16 protein-coding genes and 1 pseudogene are annotated in these 22,027 nt (G+C 34.2%); all 17 read right to left on the bottom strand.

What is annotated here, in order from left to right; translation table 11 throughout:
- Nucleotides 1-10: 10 nt before the first annotated feature.
- Nucleotides 11-2,383, bottom strand: a complete 2,373-nt coding sequence (gene secA2 / locus RYK12_RS08220) for an accessory Sec system translocase SecA2 (protein ID WP_314848398.1) — start codon at nt 2,381-2,383, stop codon at nt 11-13.
- The gene (asp3, locus tag RYK12_RS08215; protein ID WP_314848396.1) at nt 2,376-2,816 is read right to left on the bottom strand and encodes an accessory Sec system protein Asp3; all 441 of its coding nucleotides are present in this window, start codon (nt 2,814-2,816) and stop codon (nt 2,376-2,378) included. The genes secA2 and asp3 overlap by 8 nt, the downstream gene beginning before the upstream one ends.
- On the bottom strand, nt 2,813-4,348 hold the full coding sequence (gene asp2 / locus RYK12_RS08210; protein WP_314848394.1) for an accessory Sec system protein Asp2: 1,536 nt from the start codon (nt 4,346-4,348) through the stop codon (nt 2,813-2,815). The genes asp3 and asp2 overlap by 4 nt, the downstream gene beginning before the upstream one ends.
- Nucleotides 4,332-5,912, bottom strand: a complete 1,581-nt coding sequence (gene asp1 / locus RYK12_RS08205; RefSeq protein WP_314848392.1) for an accessory Sec system protein Asp1 — start codon at nt 5,910-5,912, stop codon at nt 4,332-4,334. Before asp1 ends, asp2 begins: the two co-directional genes overlap by 17 nt.
- A gap of 9 nt (nt 5,913-5,921) precedes the next feature.
- Nucleotides 5,922-7,139 (bottom strand): accessory Sec system protein translocase subunit SecY2, encoded by a 1,218-nt coding sequence (gene secY2 / locus RYK12_RS08200; protein WP_314848390.1) that lies wholly within the window; start codon nt 7,137-7,139, stop codon nt 5,922-5,924.
- A 370-nt stretch (nt 7,140-7,509) separates the two neighbouring features.
- On the bottom strand, nt 7,510-9,276 hold the full coding sequence (locus RYK12_RS08195; protein WP_314848388.1) for a glycosyltransferase family 2 protein: 1,767 nt from the start codon (nt 9,274-9,276) through the stop codon (nt 7,510-7,512).
- A gap of 49 nt (nt 9,277-9,325) precedes the next feature.
- Nucleotides 9,326-10,225, bottom strand: a complete 900-nt coding sequence (locus RYK12_RS08190) for a glycosyltransferase family 2 protein (protein ID WP_314848386.1) — start codon at nt 10,223-10,225, stop codon at nt 9,326-9,328.
- An 18-nt stretch (nt 10,226-10,243) separates the two neighbouring features.
- Nucleotides 10,244-11,128, bottom strand: a complete 885-nt coding sequence (locus RYK12_RS08185) for a glycosyltransferase family 2 protein (RefSeq protein ID WP_125393177.1) — start codon at nt 11,126-11,128, stop codon at nt 10,244-10,246.
- Nucleotides 11,129-11,131: 3 nt separating this feature from the next.
- A complete protein-coding gene (locus tag RYK12_RS08180; protein ID WP_314848383.1) occupies nt 11,132-12,040 on the bottom strand; it encodes a glycosyltransferase family 2 protein in 909 nt (302 codons plus the stop codon).
- Between the two features lie 14 nt (nt 12,041-12,054).
- On the bottom strand, nt 12,055-14,118 hold the full coding sequence (locus tag RYK12_RS08175) for an SP_1767 family glycosyltransferase (RefSeq protein WP_314848382.1): 2,064 nt from the start codon (nt 14,116-14,118) through the stop codon (nt 12,055-12,057).
- A gap of 27 nt (nt 14,119-14,145) precedes the next feature.
- Complete coding sequence (locus tag RYK12_RS08170; RefSeq protein WP_260468268.1) at nt 14,146-15,012, bottom strand: SP_1767 family glycosyltransferase; 867 nt, start codon at nt 15,010-15,012, stop codon at nt 14,146-14,148.
- A gap of 369 nt (nt 15,013-15,381) precedes the next feature.
- Nucleotides 15,382-16,383, bottom strand: a pseudogene (locus tag RYK12_RS08165) (sugar transferase); the annotation flags it as partial.
- Nucleotides 16,384-16,483: 100 nt separating this feature from the next.
- Nucleotides 16,484-17,356 carry a glycosyltransferase family 2 protein gene (locus RYK12_RS08160; RefSeq protein ID WP_314848380.1) on the bottom strand — a complete coding sequence of 291 codons (873 nt, stop codon included), beginning with the start codon at nt 17,354-17,356 and terminating at the stop codon, nt 16,484-16,486.
- Between the two features lie 11 nt (nt 17,357-17,367).
- Complete coding sequence (locus RYK12_RS08155) at nt 17,368-18,576, bottom strand: glycosyltransferase (protein ID WP_125393983.1); 1,209 nt, start codon at nt 18,574-18,576, stop codon at nt 17,368-17,370.
- An 18-nt stretch (nt 18,577-18,594) separates the two neighbouring features.
- Nucleotides 18,595-19,473, bottom strand: coding sequence for an acyltransferase (locus RYK12_RS08150; RefSeq protein ID WP_125393982.1), 879 nt, complete (start codon nt 19,471-19,473; stop codon nt 18,595-18,597).
- The gene (locus RYK12_RS08145; RefSeq protein WP_125393981.1) at nt 19,470-21,554 is read right to left on the bottom strand and encodes a glycosyltransferase; all 2,085 of its coding nucleotides are present in this window, start codon (nt 21,552-21,554) and stop codon (nt 19,470-19,472) included. The genes RYK12_RS08150 and RYK12_RS08145 overlap by 4 nt, the downstream gene beginning before the upstream one ends.
- A gap of 147 nt (nt 21,555-21,701) precedes the next feature.
- Nucleotides 21,702-22,027 (bottom strand): LPXTG cell wall anchor domain-containing protein (locus tag RYK12_RS08140; RefSeq protein WP_314848376.1); only part of this gene is annotated, 326 nt, incomplete at its 5' end.

The raw sequence follows: 22,027 nt of genomic DNA, 5'->3' as shown, positions 1-22,027 counted from the left end.
TTTTCTCCTCTTATGGAAAATGAGTCACGATTTCACCTTTTGGAGTGACCTCAACCAGCCCCATCAGGAGATTCCGTACCATATCAGCACGAATTTGCTCTTTCATTGTTTCAAAGCCCGCATAGGCTTCTTGATAATATTCTACAATTGGGTTTTTCTGTGCAGCAGATTGGCCACCGATAGCCATAGATAATTGTTGTAGATAGTCTACTTGCTCCACCCAGTTATCATCGATAGCCTTAAGTAGAGAGAGTCGTAAATACTGTTCATACAAGTCGTGTTTCTCCAGTAATTCCTTCTTTTCAGAGAGTTCTCTATTCACAACTTGTCGAATAAAAGAGCGGACTTGTTTCTGATTAGATAGGTTTAGATTATCTGGAATCTCCTTTACATGGAAACTGATATTGGTAACAATAAAGTGAAATAACAATTCACGACTGGCATAGTGTTCAGACGCTACCTCATCAGTATATCTCTCAATGATATCCACAACTACATCTTCTAAGTCACGAGAACCATCAATTAGACGATTGCGTTCCTTGTAAACCATATCACGTTGGATATTCATGCTCTCAGCATACTCTAAGGTCTGACGACGGGCAGTTCGACCAGCGCTGTCACTAGCGTGTTGCGCCCTTTCAACCAGATTACGATACTTACGACCTTTGAGAATTTCTGGTTGCGTCATATCTTGAACGTGATAATCTTTATACTTCTTGTGAACCCAAGGTGGACCAAATTTCTTAATAACGTCGTCTTCCAGAGATACAAAAAACTTACTCATACCTGGATCTCCCTGACGACCAGAACGTCCACGGATTTGAAGGTCAATCCGCTGACTTTCCATTCGCTCTGTTCCAATGACAATCAAGCCACCAAGTTCTGCAACTCCCTTACCAAGTTTAATATCTGTACCGCGTCCGGCCATAGATGTTGCAACTGTTACTGCTCCCATCTGACCTGATTCCGCGATGATTTGAGCCTCACGCGCAGCATTATTGGCATTTAAAACATTATGGGCAATCCCTTCACGAAGCAAGAGAGATGAATAAAGCTGGGACATCTCCACTGAACCTACAAAAACCAATAACGGATTTCCTTTAGCATGATAATCTTTGATATACTCTAAAGACGCATAGACTTTCTCTGGTAAAGTCACATAGAGATTATCGGGATAATCAATCCGTTGCTTAGGACGATTGGTTGGGATCCGAATAACAGCCATATTATAAGTCTCAAGAAATTCTTTTTCTGCTACCTTTCCTGTCCCCGTCATCCCAGATACTTTTTTAAACATCTTAAAGAGACTCTGATAGGTAATGGAAGCCATGGCTCTCGTTTCAGGAGACAACTTCACATGTTCCTTGGCTTCAATGGCCTGATGGAGTCCTCCCTGCAGTTTGGTCATCTCCATTAAACGACCAGTCCCCTTATCCACCAATACCATCTCATTTTCACGAATGATATAGTCCTTATCTTTGGTAAAGAGTTTATGAGCTCGAATCGCATAGACTAAGTGACGAGCAAAGGACGCATGTTCTTCCTTGTATAAATTATCAATCCCTAGAAAATTCTCAGCAGACTTAGCACCCTTAGTAGTCAGCCAAACCTCCTCTTTCTCCTCTTTAAAGATATAATCCTCTCCTTCGACCAACGTTGTTACCAGCGTATCAATAATAGCATAGTAATTAGACTGAACACGAGGAGAACCTGCAATAATCAGAGGAGTTTGTGCACTATCAAGCAAGATGTCATCAATTTCATCAATAATCACATAGTTAAACGGTCGTAAAAACTTACCTTCTTCATTCGAGGCCAGATTATCATTTAAGTAATCAAAACCTAGATTACTATTGGTTGTGTAAATGATATCCGAAGCATAGATAAGCTTCTTTTCTTTAGCTTTCATTTCTTTCTTTGGATTATCCGTAAATGGTACCCCAATGGTCAATCCTAGGAAACGATAAACTTGGCCCATTTCCTCGGCATCACGCTTTGATAAATACACATTAGGCGTCACAACCATCACTCCTTCTCCCGAAAGAGCGTTCAAATAAACCGGCATGGTTGCTGTCAAAGTCTTACCTTCCCCCGTATTCATCTCAGCAACTTTTCCATAGTGCATGACAATAGCCCCCATGACTTGAACATCATAGGGAAACATCCCTAAAATCCGCTTGTCTGCTTCACGCACAACAGCAAAAGCTTCTACTAAAAGGTTATCTAGACTTTCTCCCTTTGAAAGACGCTGACGAAACTCCACTGTTTTAGCCACTAATTCTTGATCCGAAAGAGAGGACATCTTACCTTTAAGCGCATTGATCTGCTTTAAAATCTTTTTCACTTTCCTAAGCTGGAAATCTTGACCTAAACGTCTAAACACTTCTGATCTCCTTGATAGAAAAATGATAAAAAGTTAAGGACTCAAATCCAGCACTTAAAAGAGAAACTTGATAAGTATAACTATCTTCTGGATAAGTAAATATGAAATCTTTCACTTTTTCTACCTTTTCTTCTAAAATATCACCATAGCGGTCAAAAAAAGTTATCTTGGTATAAACCCCATTTTCAGGCTGACAATCAAAAACCAGTGATAGTTGATACTCCTGATTTCTTTTTAATAAGGGAAGCTGAGGCTGAGTCCGTGTGGCCTGGTAATTAACACTAGAAAACCAAGTCTTAAGAATCTCACCAGATGGCAATAGAGGATTATACAGCCGAATACTTTTGTCAGGGTAATAAGATACAGTTGATCCGTACATATAAGTCCCACCAACTTCTCCCCAATGAATAGACTGTCTCTGTGTGATAATCATTCTTTCTCCCTTCCAAAACCACTTGATAGTACCATTCGATAAAAGTGAAGAAACCAAGCAATATTGGTATCTGTATCATCATTGTGTCGTCCAGCAGTTCCTTTAGACAAAATCTTCGCACCTGTATTACATAAATAAGTAACTAGATTCTCATAAGCCTGAGGATCCATTTCTTCATCCTTCATGTAGGACAAACCAAAGGTTGTCTTTGAAAAATTTGCTTGTTTAAAGATTTTCCAAAAACGTTGATCCAGCTCCGTCATATCTTGCGAACTTGTTCCACCTGTATGATGAATTAAACAGTCAAAAGCCAAGTTAGAGACACCCGGTGCGTCCAAACGTCCGCGGCTAGCTATGGTTCCTAAGTTTGCCAAGGGCTTACCCACTATGATAGCATGAGGTTCAAAAAAAGCACCATAATAAAGAGCTGGAAAAGTTCCCATAGAAAGGCCTGATAAAATCAAATCCTTGCGATCAAAACCTAAATAATCAAGATAATGAGCAATCGTCTCTTTGATTTTTCCCTCTAGCTCATCCGTTCCTAGATAAAAAGCTCCCCCCTCTAAACGTGGATCAGAAAATAAAATGAAGGGACACCCTAGAGTTTTCATCATATAGTAACCCTCAAATCCTTCTGCAGGTCGATAACCTGAAAAATAGACAGCTAAAGGAGGCTTAAAATCACCTGGATGGAAGAAATAGTTTATTTCATCACGTTTGGAATCATGTAGGATATTCCCACCAAGCACAAACTTACCAAATTGTTTTCGACTCCAACGTTGGTGAAGATTACCTAGTTTGATAGTTCCACGACCTCTTGCTTCAACAGATAAAAATATCAAAAAATTTCTATTTTTACTATCTATAACAATGGCTTTTTCTAAATCATCTTCTGAATAAATCTCTTCTTCAAAGAAATTGTCGATATCCCCATCAAATATCTTTCGCAATATAAATCGAAATTCACATTTTCCCTGTTTCTCATATTCTAACCACAATTCTATCGGCAAATTTTTATAAACCATAAAATTATGAGTCCAGTATGCTAGTTGATGAAATTCCTCGCCAAAATCACCCTCTATAGTCACACATTCAAGTCCTTGATAAGAAACAGAACCTTGAAAATGCTTATGAATCTTAATTGTTGACGGAAATAATTTATCACCGTAACCACCACCAAATAGAGTAGTAGATAAATCATTTATTAATTGTTGAGGTCTTGAAAAATCAACTGCCTGAGCGCATCGTTTTTTGAGAAAGAATGCAACTCCTTCATCATCTGTTTTGAGTTCCTGATCATAAAACAAAGTGTAAGGTTCGAAATATTTTACAAAGGAAAATAAGTCTTTGACATACTGAGGATCTTTCACCAATACTGCATGAAAACGGCTAAAACCTTTTTTCTCTGTCATTTTGCGAAGAGCTATTGTCGAATTGGGATAAAAATGGTGCCAGTTCATGTTTTCAGGTATGTCATAGTGATTTTCCCAATTGGTAAGCCCTATCTGTAAAATATTAAGTTCCTTTGACATTCTGAACCTCCTCTATCCATTTCTCTAGTTTTTCAAGAAATCGCTGACCAGTATATTCCTTAATTTTCTCAATCGAATAAATCAAGGACTCATTCCACTCTTTCAACCTATCTGTGTAATAATGAGCAGCCTTAGAAAACTCTGCCACATCTGCCAGTAAATAACCATTTTTCAAATGTTCAACATAGACGGTTTCAACTAGGTTGATTTGAGGAATCCCCGCACTAATTCCAGCAATCTGGGTATAGATGTGGGGATAGTTGTTAAAATCCACAATCAAACGGACAAATTCTAGTGTTTTAATCAATTCCAATTCATCATTCAAGTTAACAAACTGAAATCGTAAGTTCTGGTGTTGATTTTCATCTAAATGATTTTCTGCATCACCATAGTCCAAGTCTTTTTTCAAAGTTTCAACTAGAAAATTTTCTTGAATTATAGCTTCAACAATTGCTTCTACCTCATCCATTTGATCTTGTCTAGCAGCAAATGCCCCAAAAATCACCTCAGTATCCTTATTTTCAGCGACAAATGATAAAACTTGAAACAGAGATTGGCTATCAAGTCCCTGCTCAAAATCCAGTTGATAAAAAATGATGGATTCTTTCTTAGTTTGACTTCGTCCCAATCGTAAACGAGTATCAAAAGATGATAAATGGCGAAATTGATACATTCGTTCAGGGTACAAATCCTGTAACAATCGTAAACTATCATCTCTATCCACTAAAATCAAATCCGATTTTTCAAAAGTTAAATCTAAATCTCTAAAGGTATCTTGAGGATTACGCCCAATGAACAGACTCAATAGTTTAGGATTGGCACTAGGTAAACGGTCTAACACGAACTGGTCATGGTGAGAATGAGAAGGAATCATAAAAATATCTTCGTTCTTTACATGCTTTTGCAGATAATTCTCAAAAAATTCTGCCACCAAGTCTCCCATGTTTTGATAGATAAGCGCTTTAAAGCGATAGCCAAAAATTGGATTGACTTCTATTCTTCCTCCTTCTTTTAAACGCTCTCTAAATTGCCAAACTCCCTTAGGATTCAGATATTCTTGATAGGTAGCTTGCCCATCTTCAAAAAAGATAACACTCGATACAAATCCTCGATCATCCATGATATAGTGCATATCTACTTGACCATTCGGTTCAAAATACTGTATATCACTGATGAATCCTTCAACCCCATGTTCAACCTTAGCAAATTTCTTCCCATTTTTTTGAACAATAATCGTAAAGGGACTATAAATAAATTCACAGTCATTATCCCACTCAATATCTCTAATGGTTAAAACTTGGGTATGGAGATTGTGAAAATCTTGCATAACATCAAAAACAGAATAAGTATCTGTTTCCAATACACCATGTCTATGTAAAAAATAACGTAGGTGAGGCTGGTAAGCTAGTACTAATAGACGAGAGTCCATGCCTTGTCTTTGAAAAATCCGAATCTGACTAAAGCTATCATCAAATTCAAAACGAAAATGAGAAAAATACCATGGAATAAGATCCACATGCCATTTCCGTTCTGCCCCATACCAAGCTGGAATAAAATAATACATGCTAATCTCCTAAATTAAAGGTCTATAGGTTTCATTTAACCTTAAAGCCTTGACTTCGTCTCTAATCGTAAAAATCATGCCTCCAAACATCATAAATAAGCCTGGAATCATTGCAATCCTTAATAACTTTTCATCAAATAAAACAAAAAGCATGGGGCCACCTGCCATGATTACATTAAAGAGACCTCCAATTACTGAAAAACGAAGGACCAATCCATTAATAAACCGACTAGTGTCCTCACCTGGATAAATTCCATAAATGTATTCACCAGATTTTTTCATACGATTTGCAATCTCTTCACCATTCATAGTGACAAAAGCAAAAATAATACTAAAAACAAAAAGAATTACTATATACATGTAAATCCAGAGTGGCTTTCCAATTGTATACTGAGACAAAAGGGTAGAATTAACTGAATTATTCGGAAAGAGACTTTGTAATAATAAAAGTATGTAAGTTGGAAAACTTAAAAATGTCATGACATACATATAAGGCATCCCGCCAGCAGGATTTAGCATAATCTCTAAAAAAGAATAGCGTTTAAAGAGACTATGTAATCCAATCTTATTAACTGCTATACGATAACGTGCTCTATATAGAATAGCTATCAAGTAGGTAAAAATTAATCCCATAAGTAAAACAGCAACTATAATATACATAGATATATGCATTGTATGGAATGTTTCGAGTATATCTTGAGGTATATTTAATACTATACCAGTCAATAAAATAAGCATAGAACCGCCAATTCCTACTGTCGCATTAATATCAGATAACCATATTAAGAAAAAAGACCCAGCTACTAAGAGCAGTGTATCCATCACAAGAATCAGAATCTTCGGCAAATTTGATTGAACTGGTAAACTTAGTGTGATAGCTAATGCTTGAATCATTGCTATAAATAAAGTTAAATACATCTGTCTTCTATTCTGTATTTCTATAGAACCAGTAGATAATCCTAATTTTTTCGATAACGAAAGCATCTGCCACAAAATCATTGTAGACATCCACGGAGATAAACCAACAGAAAAGAGTGAAAGACTTCTAAGATTCCCACCTGTTAGGGCAGCTGAGAAGGCTAGATAGGCTGTTGAACCTCCTAAAAAATCTTTACTATTCAGGTCAACAAAAGGTAATGTCAGTCTACTTCCTAAAACATATATAAAAATAAAAAACAATGTCATAAATCCTTTTTTTAATACAACAGACGAAAAAAAGTTTTTCAAGATTTATCCCCTCAATCTCCTAATTTTTTGTTTTTGTTTTTGTAAAATTCAGTTTAAACTATCCTAAAACTCTTAAAAATGCTATGTAATATTTTTATCTTGTTTATTTCGATATTAAAAAATAGCAGTTTATACTAATCAAAAAAGCCATGCATCTTTTACATAGAAAATATTCTCAAATTGATGAAGAACTCTGTTCTAATAGTGTAATAAAGAATATATTTTTACAGAAATACTATTGCTATTATAACAAAAAAAGCAGAAAAAATCTGCTTATAAATCCCCTAGGCTACTATTAAAAGAATACTACGTTAGTGAATAAAATAGATTATTTTTTATTTACCATTAGTTCATCGAACGTGCTTGATCTTTAATTATTATCTATAAGATGTAATATTTCTGTATATCTCCTGAAAATTTCAGTATCCTGCAATCCATTTTCTTTTGCTTGTTGATATCTCCATCTCAAGCATCCCAAAACATTTTCCTTTTCATCATCATAATTCCAACCCTTTATAGTATAAATTGCTAATCTTTCTAACAAGCATTCTAAAACATCGGTTAAAAATTTCTCATTAATGTTACTGCAAATACTATCTATTCCTTCTCTATGATAATAAATTTCCTTATGAATATAAACAATTTTTTCTGATTTAAAAAATAATTTATAATTTGTTCTCGAATCTTCTATCACCTTTCCTTTAGGAAATCGAATATTGGTAAACAATTTCTTGTGGAATAATTTTCCCCAACTGGTTGCATATAGATAACCATCTAATTCTAATGATGGGAGATTTAATACAAGTTCTTCTCCCGTATATGTTCTCTCATAGTACTCATCCCAAATATGCACATGATACAATCTATCACTCTCATTATAGATTGTAAAGTGTGCCACAACAGTATCTGCACTATTTCTAATAGCTGCTTGATGTAAATCTTCCACATAAGTTAAACTTAACCAATCATCCGAATCTACAAAGGTTAGATACTTTCCATTTGATCTTTCAATACCATAATTTCGTGCATCAGATAAGCCTCCGTTTTCCTTTTCAAAATAGTGAAATCTGCTATCTCTAGCAACATATTCTTGACAGATTTCTCCAGATGAATCTGGTGAACCATCATTTATTAATAGAACTTCGATATTTGAATAGGTTTGATTTTCAATACTATCTAAACACATTCGAAGATACTTTTCAACATTATAGATGGGAACGATAATACTGATTAAATCATTTTTCTGCTCTAGTAAAAAGGGATACTCTTTTTGTTTTGCCAACTCTAACTTTTCACGTACTTTATCTGCTTCCTCTAAAAATTGATGTTCTTCCAGCTGTCCCAACATTCTCTGTAAGACATAGTCATACATGTTAAAAGAATGTTGAATATTGATCCCTTCTAAATCCTTTGTAGCTCTTATCCGTTCTTCAAGCGCATCAATATAATCTAAATGCTTGAGAGAAAAAATACTGGACAAGCCTGAAGGATTCATACGATAAACATAAGACGCATTGTTAAAAACATGAATCTTGTCAGCTTTCATATAGAGTTTCCAAATTAAAAATTGATCCTCAGCATATTTCCCATAAGGAAAACGGAGCTCATCGAACAAACCTCGTTTAAACAGTTTCCCCCAAGCAGTAGAAAAAGTTAAAAATGGAACATCCAGCATAGAATCTAATACTTGAATCGCTTGCGCTGATGTGAAAGAAATTAAGGATTCACTCTTAAAATGATCATTATAAAAATAGAAATCAGAGCCATCAAATCGGCAATAACCTCCAATTAGTATATCAGAATCACTTAGACGACTCGCTTGATATAATTTTTCTAGGTAGTTTTCAAAAAGAAAATCATCTGCATCTAGAAAGGTGATATAAGCTCCCTTTGCCCTATCTAGTCCATAGTTTCGAGCATCAGATAAGCCTCCATTTTCCTTTTCAAAATATCGGAAACGGCTGTCACGTTCTGCGTAATCTTGACAGATAGTTGCTGAATTATCTATAGAGCCATCATTGACCATTAAAACTTCAAAATCCTTAAAGGTTTGTGACAGCACACTATCCAAACACGATTTCAGATAATTCTCTGCATTATAAATGGGTACAATGATTGATATTGTTTCTGTTTTCAATATATTTCTCACTTTCCTTACTATTTCTATATAAAACTATAAAGACTGTCTAGGTACTCTTACCTCTATTTTTTAAATCTAGTAGCCATAATTGCTGCTCTATTTTTTTAAAAGTGACCGTATCAGACATATCCCATACTGTTCCCATATTATACTTCATCCACTGTAATAACCCAATGTGATGCTTTCTAGCTTCCGTTAAATCAATTCCTACCAAAGCAAGATTTAGTAAACGATTTTCTGAAACTTTCAAGCTTTGACGAATAGGTTCTTCCCCCGGTGATTTAGAAGCACTGTCTCCACGGTCACGATAACAATATGGAGCTTTATGAAGATAGATAATACGTTCAGAAATCAAAAACAATTTATACATTAAATCAAAATCTTCTGCCCAAGATATGTCTTCGGAAAAATAAAGACGATCAAACTGAGACTTTTTAAATAATTTACTGCAAGCACTTCCCCACGAAATATCTGTACCAAAGGTTGAAAACATATAGTTAAAAAAAGCATCATCAGGTTGAAATACAAGAGCTTCATTTGTTTCAGCAACATGAAATAAAAACATTGCGTCATTTTCACGGAAAGTACAATAATTTGCAACTACAATATCCGCATCTTGCTCTTTCATTGCCTTGTATAAAATCTCTAAATAATTTGGTTCAACCCAATCATCCGAATCAATAAATGTAATGTACTCACCCCTCGAATGTTTGATTCCAAAATTACGAGCTGAAGAAACTCCACCGTTTTCTTTTTCAAAATAACGGATTCTGTCATCTTTTTCCACATACTCTTGACAAATCTGAGCTGAAGCGTCAGTAGAGCCATCATTTATTAAAAGCAATTCAAAATAAGGAAAAGATTGTTCAATTATACTATCTAAGCATTTTCTGAGATAGGACTCCACATTATAGATGGGAATAATGATACTGATTGTTTCTAGCATTCTATTTCCTTTGCTTCCTTAACTCTTATTAGAAGAGATAAGTTGTAAGTTTTCCTTAATATGACGATAGGTTTCTGTATCTTCCATCCCCCATACCATTCTCATATTGTATTCAGTAATTTCTAAGAATGTTCTATAGTGTTTAAAATGTTTCGTCACATCATATCCCATAATAGCTAACAGAGCTAGGCGCTCTGCTATATGATTTAACTGAGCTGTGACAAGGGGATATATTTTACTCTTTGATATTCCAGAATCATTTTCTCTGTAAATATAGGTATCTTTATGAACATATACAATTTTATCTACTTGAGTATACATTTTATAGATTAATGCAACGTCCTCACCTATCACACCTTTAGGAAAACGTAAAAATGAAAATACATTTTTCTTATATAGGCTGCCCCAGAGAGTAGAAAAAGATAAATCATTTCTTTCAAGAAATGATAAATCATCAATCAACTCTTCTGAAGTATAGGTTTTTTCATAATATTCTCCAAATGTATGAAGATAGAAGGTTGCAGTAGAAGTTTGGTAATTAGCATAGTTTACGATAGAGATGTCTACATCATTGTCTACTAATGCATTATAAAGAACATTCAAATGTGATGCATCTAAAAAATCATCTGAATCAACAAAAGTAAGATATTCTCCTTTGGCTTGTTCAATTCCATAATTTCGAGCATCCGAAATACCGCCATTTTCTTTTTCAAAATAACGAATACGTACATCTTTTTCAGCGTATTCTTGGCAAATTAGACCTGAGCTATCTGTCGAGCCATCATTTACAAGGATAACTTCATAATTGCTAAAAGTTTGCTCTAGAATGCTATCCAAGCATTGTTTGAGATACTCTTCGACATTGTAAACCGGCACAATAATACTGATTAATTTATTTTCCATATTTCACTCACTTTTATCTTTCAAAAACAGGTAATTCCCATTCTCAGCATGCTCCAACTTTTCGCGCACTGTTGCTTCTTCTTGGACAAATTCTGTTCCCTCTAACATTGATAAATTTCTCTTTAAAGCAAATTTATATTGATTAAATGCTAGTTCCATCGGATAATCTAGGTCTGGCATCTCCATCAAGGTTTCAATACGCTCCTCAATCGCTTCTATAAAATCTAAATGAGATAAGTTGTAGTTCTGAGTCAGTCCTTTAAAATTGATTCTGTAGGCATAAATATCTGAATCATACCGAGTCATCTTTTCACTTGCTAGATAGAGTTTCCACATAATGAACTGGTCTTCTGCATATTTCCCCTTAGGAAAGCGAATTTCATCAAATAAATGCTTTTTGAATAATTTCCCCCAAACTGCAGAATAGCGGAGGAGGGTATAATCCTCCATGCTATCCATACCTTGTATAGCATCTCTAGCACTGAGCGGAAACAGTAATTCGTCTTCTTTGGGTTTTGGATAAAAATAAAACATACCTTCTTCAAAACGACAAAATGATCCTACGACAATATCTGCTTCAGTTAGTTGACTTGCATAATACAGATTTTCAATACTCTTCTCAAACATAAAGTCATCTGGATCACAAAAAAAGATATAATCACCCGTCGCAATATCTAATCCTGCATTTCGAGCATCCGACTGTCCACCATTTTCCTTATCAAGAAAGATAAAACGAGAGTCATCTTCTGTCAATTTCTTTGCAATAGTGATACTATTATCAAGACTACCATCGTTGACAATGATAACCTCTATATTCGTATATGTCTGTAACAAAATATTTTTAATACAATGTTCAATGTATTCCTCTACATTATATACAGGAATAATAACCGAAATCAATGGAACATCCATATATTTATACCTCTCTACTTAGTCAAATCTGCAACAATTTGATTATTATAGTTTTCATCCTCTATAAATTCAATCCCTTGGTCAAAATTAAATTCTGCTGTATGCTTATGTTTTAACTGTACCTTTGTCTCTGCTCCCATTTGCATCCACTCATATTCAGAATCAATATGGCCAAGGTCTAAGGCACGATACCCTAATCTAGACAACCGATAAGCCAATATTTTGGCTGTTGGACCAAGCATCAGTAAAATTAGTCGTCCCGCCGCGTGATTTAAAACGGTTTGTTGAATAACATCCACCTTTGAAAAAGCATGGTGGGAAGGACAAATAATACGTTTTATAGAGCGAACATTGTTAAATAAATCATTACCAACTCCTGCTCGTGTAGTTGCTCCCTCTACAATAAGTATATCCTTGCCTGCAAACAATTCTTTTATTTTTTCAAAATGAGTAGCCACCTTGCTTTTATCTTCGCTATTAATATACGGTCTTGAAATCCAAGCTGAACCATATCTCTTTGCCTTGCAAATATCTTGGAAAAACCTTCCATGATAATCTAACTCATTTTTCCAAAAATTTTCTGAATCTTTATTTTGGAGAAAATTTCCCTTAAAAATTCCAAAAATTTCTGGTAAGCACACAAGTACATTATCTTCCTTATCTGCATTTATCAAAATTTCTCTCATTTCTTGAGCTAAGTCCTCTTGATACTCCTGATATGCGATACTATTGCCGTTTATCAAGCTAAACTCACCATCTCCAAATCGAACCAAGGATTTATCCGTTGCTAAAAGCTCATCCAAGGTCTCATCAATCGACATGACTGTAATATCAAACAATTCTTCCTGTTTAAAAGCCTGACTAAATCTCTCTGCCCCAATTTCAGAAAATAAGCGAATAGCATCTTCCATTTTCTCAATTTCTTTTCTTAGAAATAAATACTGATCTACCTTTCCCTTGTGAGTTGCATAAAATGAAAAAATAGGTTTCTTGAGCTGTTTCATACTTCTTAAAATGGCTTCATCGATGTCCCCATAATTAATATTCAGATAAGCATCTACATCCTCGAATAAGTTCTCCAAAGTAGCAGTGGTGCACTCTGGATGCAGATAAATATTATCAAACTGTCCCAAACCATTTAAATATGAGCCTACAGCTGTATAAGCTACTATATGAAAGCGATGTTCTGGAAATGTTGTTGCTAAACGTTCAATGTTTTCAAAGCTCTCTGTCGTTGTAAATGTAAAGAAATCAAGACCTTGTTTCTTATCCTTTACAAAACTAAAATTATCCAGATGATGGGCTAACAGCTGTTGAAAGTCAAGATGATAGAAATCCCACCATTTTTCACGAAATCTATAGGAGACAGAACTATTCCACGGCTTTCTATTCGTTGTATAATGAATAACAAGCGGATTGTATTCTAGATTAAAATGTTCCTGCCAATTATTATAAAAAGCAATCAAATCATATCCCACCTGAACATTGTAACTTTTATCTAATTCCAAACAACTATCTTGAAATACCTGATTAAAAATCGACTGAGAATTCTTAAAATCTTCTAGATCTAATTGTTCTTTTTTCCTATTTGAACAAATCTCTAGACATTGTTCCGAAATGCTTAATTCTCTCCATTTAGCAATATCTATAAGCAAAACACCAGTATTATAACTTCCATCTATATCTCTTACAGCAGCAACTGGAAAACCACTTAATTCTATTGAAAAAATAGACTTTAAATCACCATTTATGACAGTATCACTATCAATATAGAGAACCTTCTCTCTATCCACTAAATCTGCTATAAAATATTTGACATAAGCAATTAGACTGCTGTGGTTTGGAATTCCCAATTTACAAGATATTTTTTCCGTATCAAACGGAATACTGTAGACAGCTCCTCCCAAAATTTTTGCGACACGTCTAACTTTTCTAAACCAGTCTGTCATAATTCCTTGATTAATAATATAAAAATCAACGGATTTATTATGATACATGATAGATTTCATGGTCACAGTCAATTGTTCTGTGTAAGCTTGATCAGCAATCAAAACGATTGCAATTCTATCTGATGTCATCTCTCCTCCGAAATTCCATATCCAATACTATTCTGCACTCAAGTCTACAACAACTTGACTCAAATATGCTTCATCATCTGCTAATTCTATTTCTGTATCTAGATTAAACTCTGCAGTATGCTTGTTGTGTAATAAAACCTTATTTTCAGCCCCCATCTGCATCCACTCATACTCAGAATCTACATGTCCGATATCAATGGCCTGCATACCCTTGATAGCAAGTTCATAGGCTAAAACCTTAGCTGTAGGACCTAGCATTAACAAAACTAAACGTCCATCAGCATGGTTCATTATTGCTTCCATTATCTCATTTTTCTTATCATAGGCATGTCGAGACGGGCAAATAATTCGCTTAATGCTCTTAGCTCCATCAAACAAATCATTTCCTACCCCAGATCTAGAAGCATAGCCTTCTACGATAAGGATATCTCTTCCTTCCCATAGTTTTTTCAACTTTTCAAATTGAGATTTAGCTTTTGATTTATCTAAAAAATCAATATAAGGTCTGGAAATAAAAGTTGAGCCGTACCAAGAATTTTTACAATACTCTAGGTAAAATTCCTCATAATCCTCTAAATATTGTCTCCAAAAGGCCAAAGCATCTGGAACAAAAGAAAAACGATTTTTCAATCCTTCTTGTAAACCAATAATTAATGTAGGACTACTTTCTTGATTAAAAATAAATTTCAATTCTTCTGCAAGTTTAGGGTCATATTTCTGATAATTAATAGATTGGCCTAGCATGATTGCAGCCTCGCCATCACCAAATCGAGCGATTGAAGATTGATGCTCCAGAATATAATCAAGCGTTTCATCTATGGTCTGCACCTCAAAATCAAATGGCTTCTTGGGCAATTGTTTTGTTTCAGCATAATTCCTAATTGCAGCTACCATAGCATCAACATTTTTTATAGAAAATAGATATTGCCCTCTTTCTCCATTTTGTGTTTTATAAAAAGCAAAACAAGGAATATTTTTTTCTAATAAGCCATTAAATATACCATCTACTTCCCCACCATAGTTAATATCCAAATATAAATCAGCTTTATCCAGTATTTTCTCAATTTTTTCTGAATCCGAAGCAGGATATAGATACACATTTTCTTTCTCAGCTAAATCAGTTAAACGCGGCCCCATCACAGTTCTTGCAACAATACTAAAATCACACTCAGGAAGTTGTTCTACTAGGTATTCAATTTGTTCCAAATCCTGACTATTTGTAACTGTCAATAGTCGAATACCTCGTGATGTTTGATTGTTACTAATTCCTAATTCAAAAACTGCTTGCAATAAGAACTGTTTTGCATAAAAACCTTGACTTAGTAAAAAGGAAAAATAACGTACTCTACTACACATTTGAAGATAGGCTTCTTCTGATAGTTGTTCCACCAAATGGCTTGCTTCCTCTAAGTTATCAACTACAACGCCTAATCCTTGCTCTACTATAAAGTCCGAGTTAGATAAAGTAGCAGGAATAATGACAGGAATGCCTGCAGCTAAATAAGTACTCAACTTATAAGAAACATTCATACTGTAATAATCTATATTTTGTTCCTTATTTTGATGTGTAGTCCAAACCAGTCCAAATCCGCCTCTTGATAACTCTAGGAGCATTTCTTCATCAGTCTTCCAACCTGTAATATGAACTTGATTCGATAAAGAAAGCTGTTCTTCATTTGAAAATACAGTTAGAGGAACTGTCCCCTCCCAAGTTTTTAATTCTGGGAAACGGCTTAAATTCCCTGCAAAATAGATTTCTTTTTTAAATATAGGTTCATGTAAGTCCAAATCATGAGGATGATCCCACATTCTTTGAAAAATAATTTTTTTAACATTCAGGCCATTTTGAAGCAGTTTCTCTTTCATAGCTTCTGATGGTAAGATGATACTATCTGCCATGTTGTATAGATTGATGTAATCCTGCATCAGAAATTCATTTGCTTTAAACATCAGGGGAATCACATCATGAACAAATATAATAATTTTCACATTGAGAAGTTTCAACTTACTTAAAAATTCTCTTTCAAACTCTATACCATTCCAAGTTGGAGTCTGAAAAACCACTACATCTCCCATTGAAACACTTGCTAGAATCCCGTCCAGTCTTCTACTTCTTTCTTCGACTGTTTCAGAAGTAGCATGATAAAAATAAATCCCTAACTCTCTAAATTCTAGTTGACTAGCTATCTTTTGAACAGCATTTTGAGCAATGGTTGCTGTACTTTCTCGAGCCATCCCATACAGATTGGTAATATGTAGCTTCATTTCTCTCCACTTTCTATCATATCCTTTTTTCCTAGTTCTTGATTTCAAACAATCCTCTCAACATCTACAAAAACTTTTTCTTGACCTACAGACTAATATATTATCCTTCTAATAGAAATAGTACCTCTTGCAACCATCTTGCAGTTTGAGTAAATTCCAATTCCTCGAATTTTATCTTGTCAAGTAAATAGCGAAGATACACAATACAGTCATCTACATACGAACTAACTTCTAACTTTCTAGCAGTTAGAAATGCAATAAAATTCAATCGTTGTTGAATATCACTCCTAATTTTTTCTAATTCAAAGTGTTTGTATTCATCACTACTAGTTCGATAAATGTAATTATCTTTGTTTACATATACAATTTTATCAGAAATTAGATATAATTTATACCAAAATTCCATATCTTCGCCTAAGGTTGTTTTTTCGTTGAAACGAATTGTCTTCAATTGTCTACTCTTCACCAATTTATTACTAGAAGAAACATAAGAATGATCAAAAGAAGACAATACTTGCAAATTATCAATCAATTCTTGACCTGTAAATGTCTTTTTATCATATCCTCTTTGAAAAATATGAAAGTAGAAACAATTATCTTTTATATTGAATTGCTTATATGTCGAGACAGTTATATCTGCTCCTTCTTCTAAAAGAGTCGTATATAAAACTTCTAAATAATCAGAATCTACCCAATCATCCGAATCAATAAAAGTGATATACTCTCCTTTAGAATGTTCAATTCCCAGATTTCGTGCAGAGGATACCCCACCATTTTCCTTTTCAAAATAGCGAAAACGAGAATCTTTCTCTACAAATTCTTCACAGATTTTGGATGAATTATCTGGTGAGCCATCATTAACCATGATACATTCAAAATTCAGATAACTTTGTTTTTGAATACTATCTAAACACTCTCGTAAGTACTCTTCAACATTATATATTGGAACTATAATACTAATTAATTCATCCATAAGCTATGCAATTATTCTCCTAAAAACTGTTTAATAACTTTTACCATTTCTTTCGGCTCTGATGAAGACAATATAAGACTTCCATTATTTATATCATGACTCGTATTCTCAAAAGCAAATATCGGTTTCGATAGACGGTGAACTTTTGAAATAATATTATCTATTTCCTGGTTATGATTGATATCTAGATAAAAATCTAACTTACTCAGCATTTCTTGAGATTGATACGGTGTATAATTGGGATAAAGAGTTACATTTAAAAAACGGTTCAACACTTGTACTCTCGGTCCAAAATAACTATGGGCAAAAATATGAAAATGGACATTCGGAAGTTTTTCTACTAGATATTCTATATGTTCCAACTCTTGCGTATCTGTAAAGATCGCTGTATGAAATAAACTAACTGTTGCAATTTCACTAAACGATGTCGGTTTTGTATCCTTTTCTAACAAAATAGTTTGCCAATCCAAACCATTGTAAAACCACCACAATTCTCTATATCTTGTTTTTAATGAATCATTCCACGGTTTATCTTTACCTTCAAAATGAATAATAGCAGGTTTATAGTTTTCATCCCAACTATTTAAAAACCACTCTGGCTTTTGAGCCCAATAACCCAATGTATCAAGTCCAACCATGAAATTATAATGAGGAGATACTTTCTTCCACTTATTTTCAAACAATAGATTTAAGATTCCCTGATCACCATAGACTTCTTGATGTTTTTCTGCAGTCAACTCTAAAAGATTTTGACAAATATTATCAGTTTTCCATTTATGAACATTTACCATCATCATTCCTGCATTAAAAATATTTTTATACCAACCATCTGGAACGGCAATTATATAATTTTCTTCAAAATCTTTCTGAAATAACGAATCTATGTTCCTATGAACAATCATATCACAGTCCAAATACAAGGCTCTATCTTCTTTCACAAATTCTGCAATAAAATAGCGAAAATAAGTCATGTACTTGATGTGTTCATCAGGAGTAGAAAAATGCTTTACTTTTTCTGCATCAATTTCTATATTCAAAATTTCACAGTTAAGTTTTTCTAATCTCTTCTCCATCAGATAAAACCACTCTTTGGGAATATCTTCATTAAAAATATAAAATTTCAAATCTCTATTATGGTAACAAATAGATTTAATAGTTGTTTCCAATTTGTCACGATAATTATTATCTGCTCCTAAAACGATTGCTTTTTTTATAGTCATACTCCACTCATTTCCAGATTAATTTCTTTTTTTTATAATAAGATTCCTATCTTGATAAACCACACTATTTGACGGAACATCATTGCGAATAAGACAACCTGCTCCAATAATGGTATTATCCCCAATAGTCACTCCCTTTAAAATCGTGACATTACTTCCTATCCAGCAATCTCTTCCAACTCTAATTGGCGCTGTAGTCCACTGCCATTTTTCGATTGTTTCAGCAGTATAAATATGGTCGTGATCATAGAAACGAACGCCCTCTCCCATCATGGTACCAGCTCCGATTTCAATTCTTTCCATACAGTTAAAACTACAAGAGTTATTGATAAAAACACCATCATGCAGTATTACCTTACCAGAAGAGACATGGAAATTTTCAAAATTTCTACAGATGACATTAGTTCCTACAATGAAGTGAGCCCTATCATCAATTTGAAAGACATTCCAAGTCCCATCTTGGATGATTTTTTCTTGATAATTGATGCCTACTCTGACTTCATCCTGATACTCTCTCACTCTAAAAACCAATTTATCTGGTGTACTTGATAGAAAAACTTCCTGCCCCTGATTTCCATGGACTGTATTGTCAAAAGCAAAGGCAGGTTTCCCAATCTGAACAAACCTTGATACAATAGCATCTACTTCTTGAAAATGATTGATATCTAGTAGGAAATCACACATATTCACTAGAAAGTCAATTTGCTGATCAGTTGTAACTGTCACGAGACGGACATTATATTTTGACTCCAGTACTCTTATCTTTTCAGAAAACTGTACAGGAGCTGCAATATGAAAACAAATATCTGGTAAGTTTTCTAAAATATATTCTAATTGTTCAATCTGATCACTTACAGTTAAAATTAGTGCATCGCCTCGCACAGTATTTTTCCTCATCTATTTAACTCTCTTATTCTCTCTATCATTTCTGAAACTTGATCAATCTGATATATCTCTTGATTCGCTTCATACGATTTAGTATTTTCAAAGGCTAAAATTGGTTTATTTTGAGAAGTAAATTGCTCTAATATCTCTACTTCCTTCTCACCATAGTTGATATCTAAAAGAAGCTGACAACTTTCCACCAATTCTCTATCCAATTCCTCTAAAGATACTGTTCCAGAATAGACAGTAACGTTTGGATACACAACAAGTCTAGAAAGATTCTCACTAACGATTACTCTTGCTGCAATCTTAAATTGCACTTCTGGTAAAGCCACTATTAATGTTTCCAGCTGCTCAATTTGATCTGAAGCTGTATAAATCAAACAAGAAAATGGAACTTTTATAGGATAAAGATGCATTTTTTTTAGAGAATGTAAATGATGATTTTTTCCTAACTCTGTCCATTCCATATCATGGTAATACCACCAAACATCACGATAGGTTTGTCCAGCATGTACCTGCCAAGGCTTTCTCTCTGATAAATAATGGATGATTCCTGGATATTCTTGCCCATCTGGAAAACTATAGTTTGCGAAGCGTTCATGAATGACAATATGATTATTATCAAAATCTAGTTCTAGCCATTTATTTTCAAAAAGCATATTTAAAATACTTTGATCAGCCTGATCCACTTTATCATGCCATTCATTGGTTAAATCAATCAACTTTTGAGTTATATGCTCTTGCTTCCAAAGAGCATTATTAATCAAGAAAACACCTGCATTAAAGATTTCTCGACCAAAATAAGCTCTGCCTCCAAAATCTCGAATAGCAGCCAAAGGATAGTCCTGTAAATCTGTAGCAAATAAACCATCTAGATTTTTTGTTACTACTAAATCGCAGTCTAAATAAAGAGCTTTGTCTTCTTTCACGAAATCAGCCACAAAATAGCGCAAAAAAACAGTATAACTAATATCCGTTTTATAACGCGAAATTTGCTCAGATGTGACTCGGCAATTAATAATTTCTGAATCAAACTTTTCTAATCGTTTATTTAATTGTTTCAACCATTCGTTAGGAAAATCACTATTAATCAGATAAAACCGAATAGAACGATTATGATAACAAATAGACTTGATAGTCGTTAAAACTTGGTCCACATAGCCATAGTTTGCTGCTAGTACAATGGCTTTCTTTTCCCCTTGTTCCTGTCTTGATAACTGATTTAAAAGAGTTCTTTTCATTTCAAACTCTTTATACGTTGCTGTGTCAGATAAACCACTAGCTTGACCGTTCGTGAGACTGACTTCCAACATCTGACGATAAACTGCTAAGTGCTTCTCAAGTGGATAACCCATATTAGCTAGTAGTGTAATACGCTCAGACATAGCATCAACCAAGGCATGCATCCACTTTTCTGTCCAAGTTTTTGTAATACTTCCACTTCTCTGACGATATGCGTACAGACCTTTGTTTAAATAAACTACTTTATTTACAGATAAGTACATTTTTTGATTAAAATAACCATCTTCGCCGAGTTTTCCTTTATCAAATCGGAGATAATCAAACAATTTCGCTTTATAGAGTTTGCCCCAAGCAGATATCAAAGCAAAACTCTTCATTTCTTGAGATTCATACAAATTCTCAAAAATAGAAATATTATCATATACTTTCTCATAGTAGGAATTCCCATATATATGGAAATAATATGTCTCCTCATCTTCATTGTAAGAATAATAATTTCCAACCGCAATATCAGCCTGATACTCTACTATTTTTTTATATAGAGTTTCTATATAATCTTGTTCAATCCAATCATCCGAGTCTACAAAAGTCACATAATCTCCGGACATATTATTCAGACCGGTATTTCGTGCGGCAGAAAGACCAGCATTTTCTTGTTCTATATAGATGATTCGGTGATCCATTCCTGAAAATTCTTTACAAATCTCACCTGAAGTATCAGTAGAACCATCATTAACGACAATAATTTCAATATTTTTATATGTTTGAGCCATAATACTATCTAGGCATTTCCTCAGATAGTTTTCCACATTGTATACTGGTACAATGACCGTTATTTTATCATCCACTAGCGCATTTCTCCTTATAGTTATTATACAATTTTTTAGTCAAAATTTCAGCTATATAATAGTAAAACCCCTTGAAAATTCTAATTTTCCAAGGGGTTTCTATTATTTACGCGCGAGGGTTAGTTTAGCCTAAATTTATAGGTTATCTTACTCTTCTTCATCACGTTTACGGCGTTTTGCAACCAATCCAATACCTGTAACAGCTGCTAGAGCTCCAAGTAGTACAGATCCAGTTGATGACTTAGTACCTGTATTTGGTAATTCTTTTTGTGATTTACCTGCTGATTCAGATGTATTTCCAACTTGTGAGTTCGAATGGTTTGCTGAATTTGAAACAGAAATCGAAGTACTTGTCGATGCTGAAGCTGAAGCTACTGCACTAGTAGATGCTGAAGCTGAAGCCACTGCGCTAGTCGATGCTGAAGCACTTGCTACCGCACTTGTTGACGCTGAAGCTGAAGCTACTGCACTAG

The sequence above is a fragment of the uncultured Streptococcus sp. genome, assembly GCF_963518475.1.
In the GTDB taxonomy this organism is placed as follows: Bacteria; Bacillota; Bacilli; order Lactobacillales; family Streptococcaceae; genus Streptococcus.
Note: the sequence above shows the minus strand (reverse complement) of the source record. Positions and strands in the feature narration are given on the sequence as shown.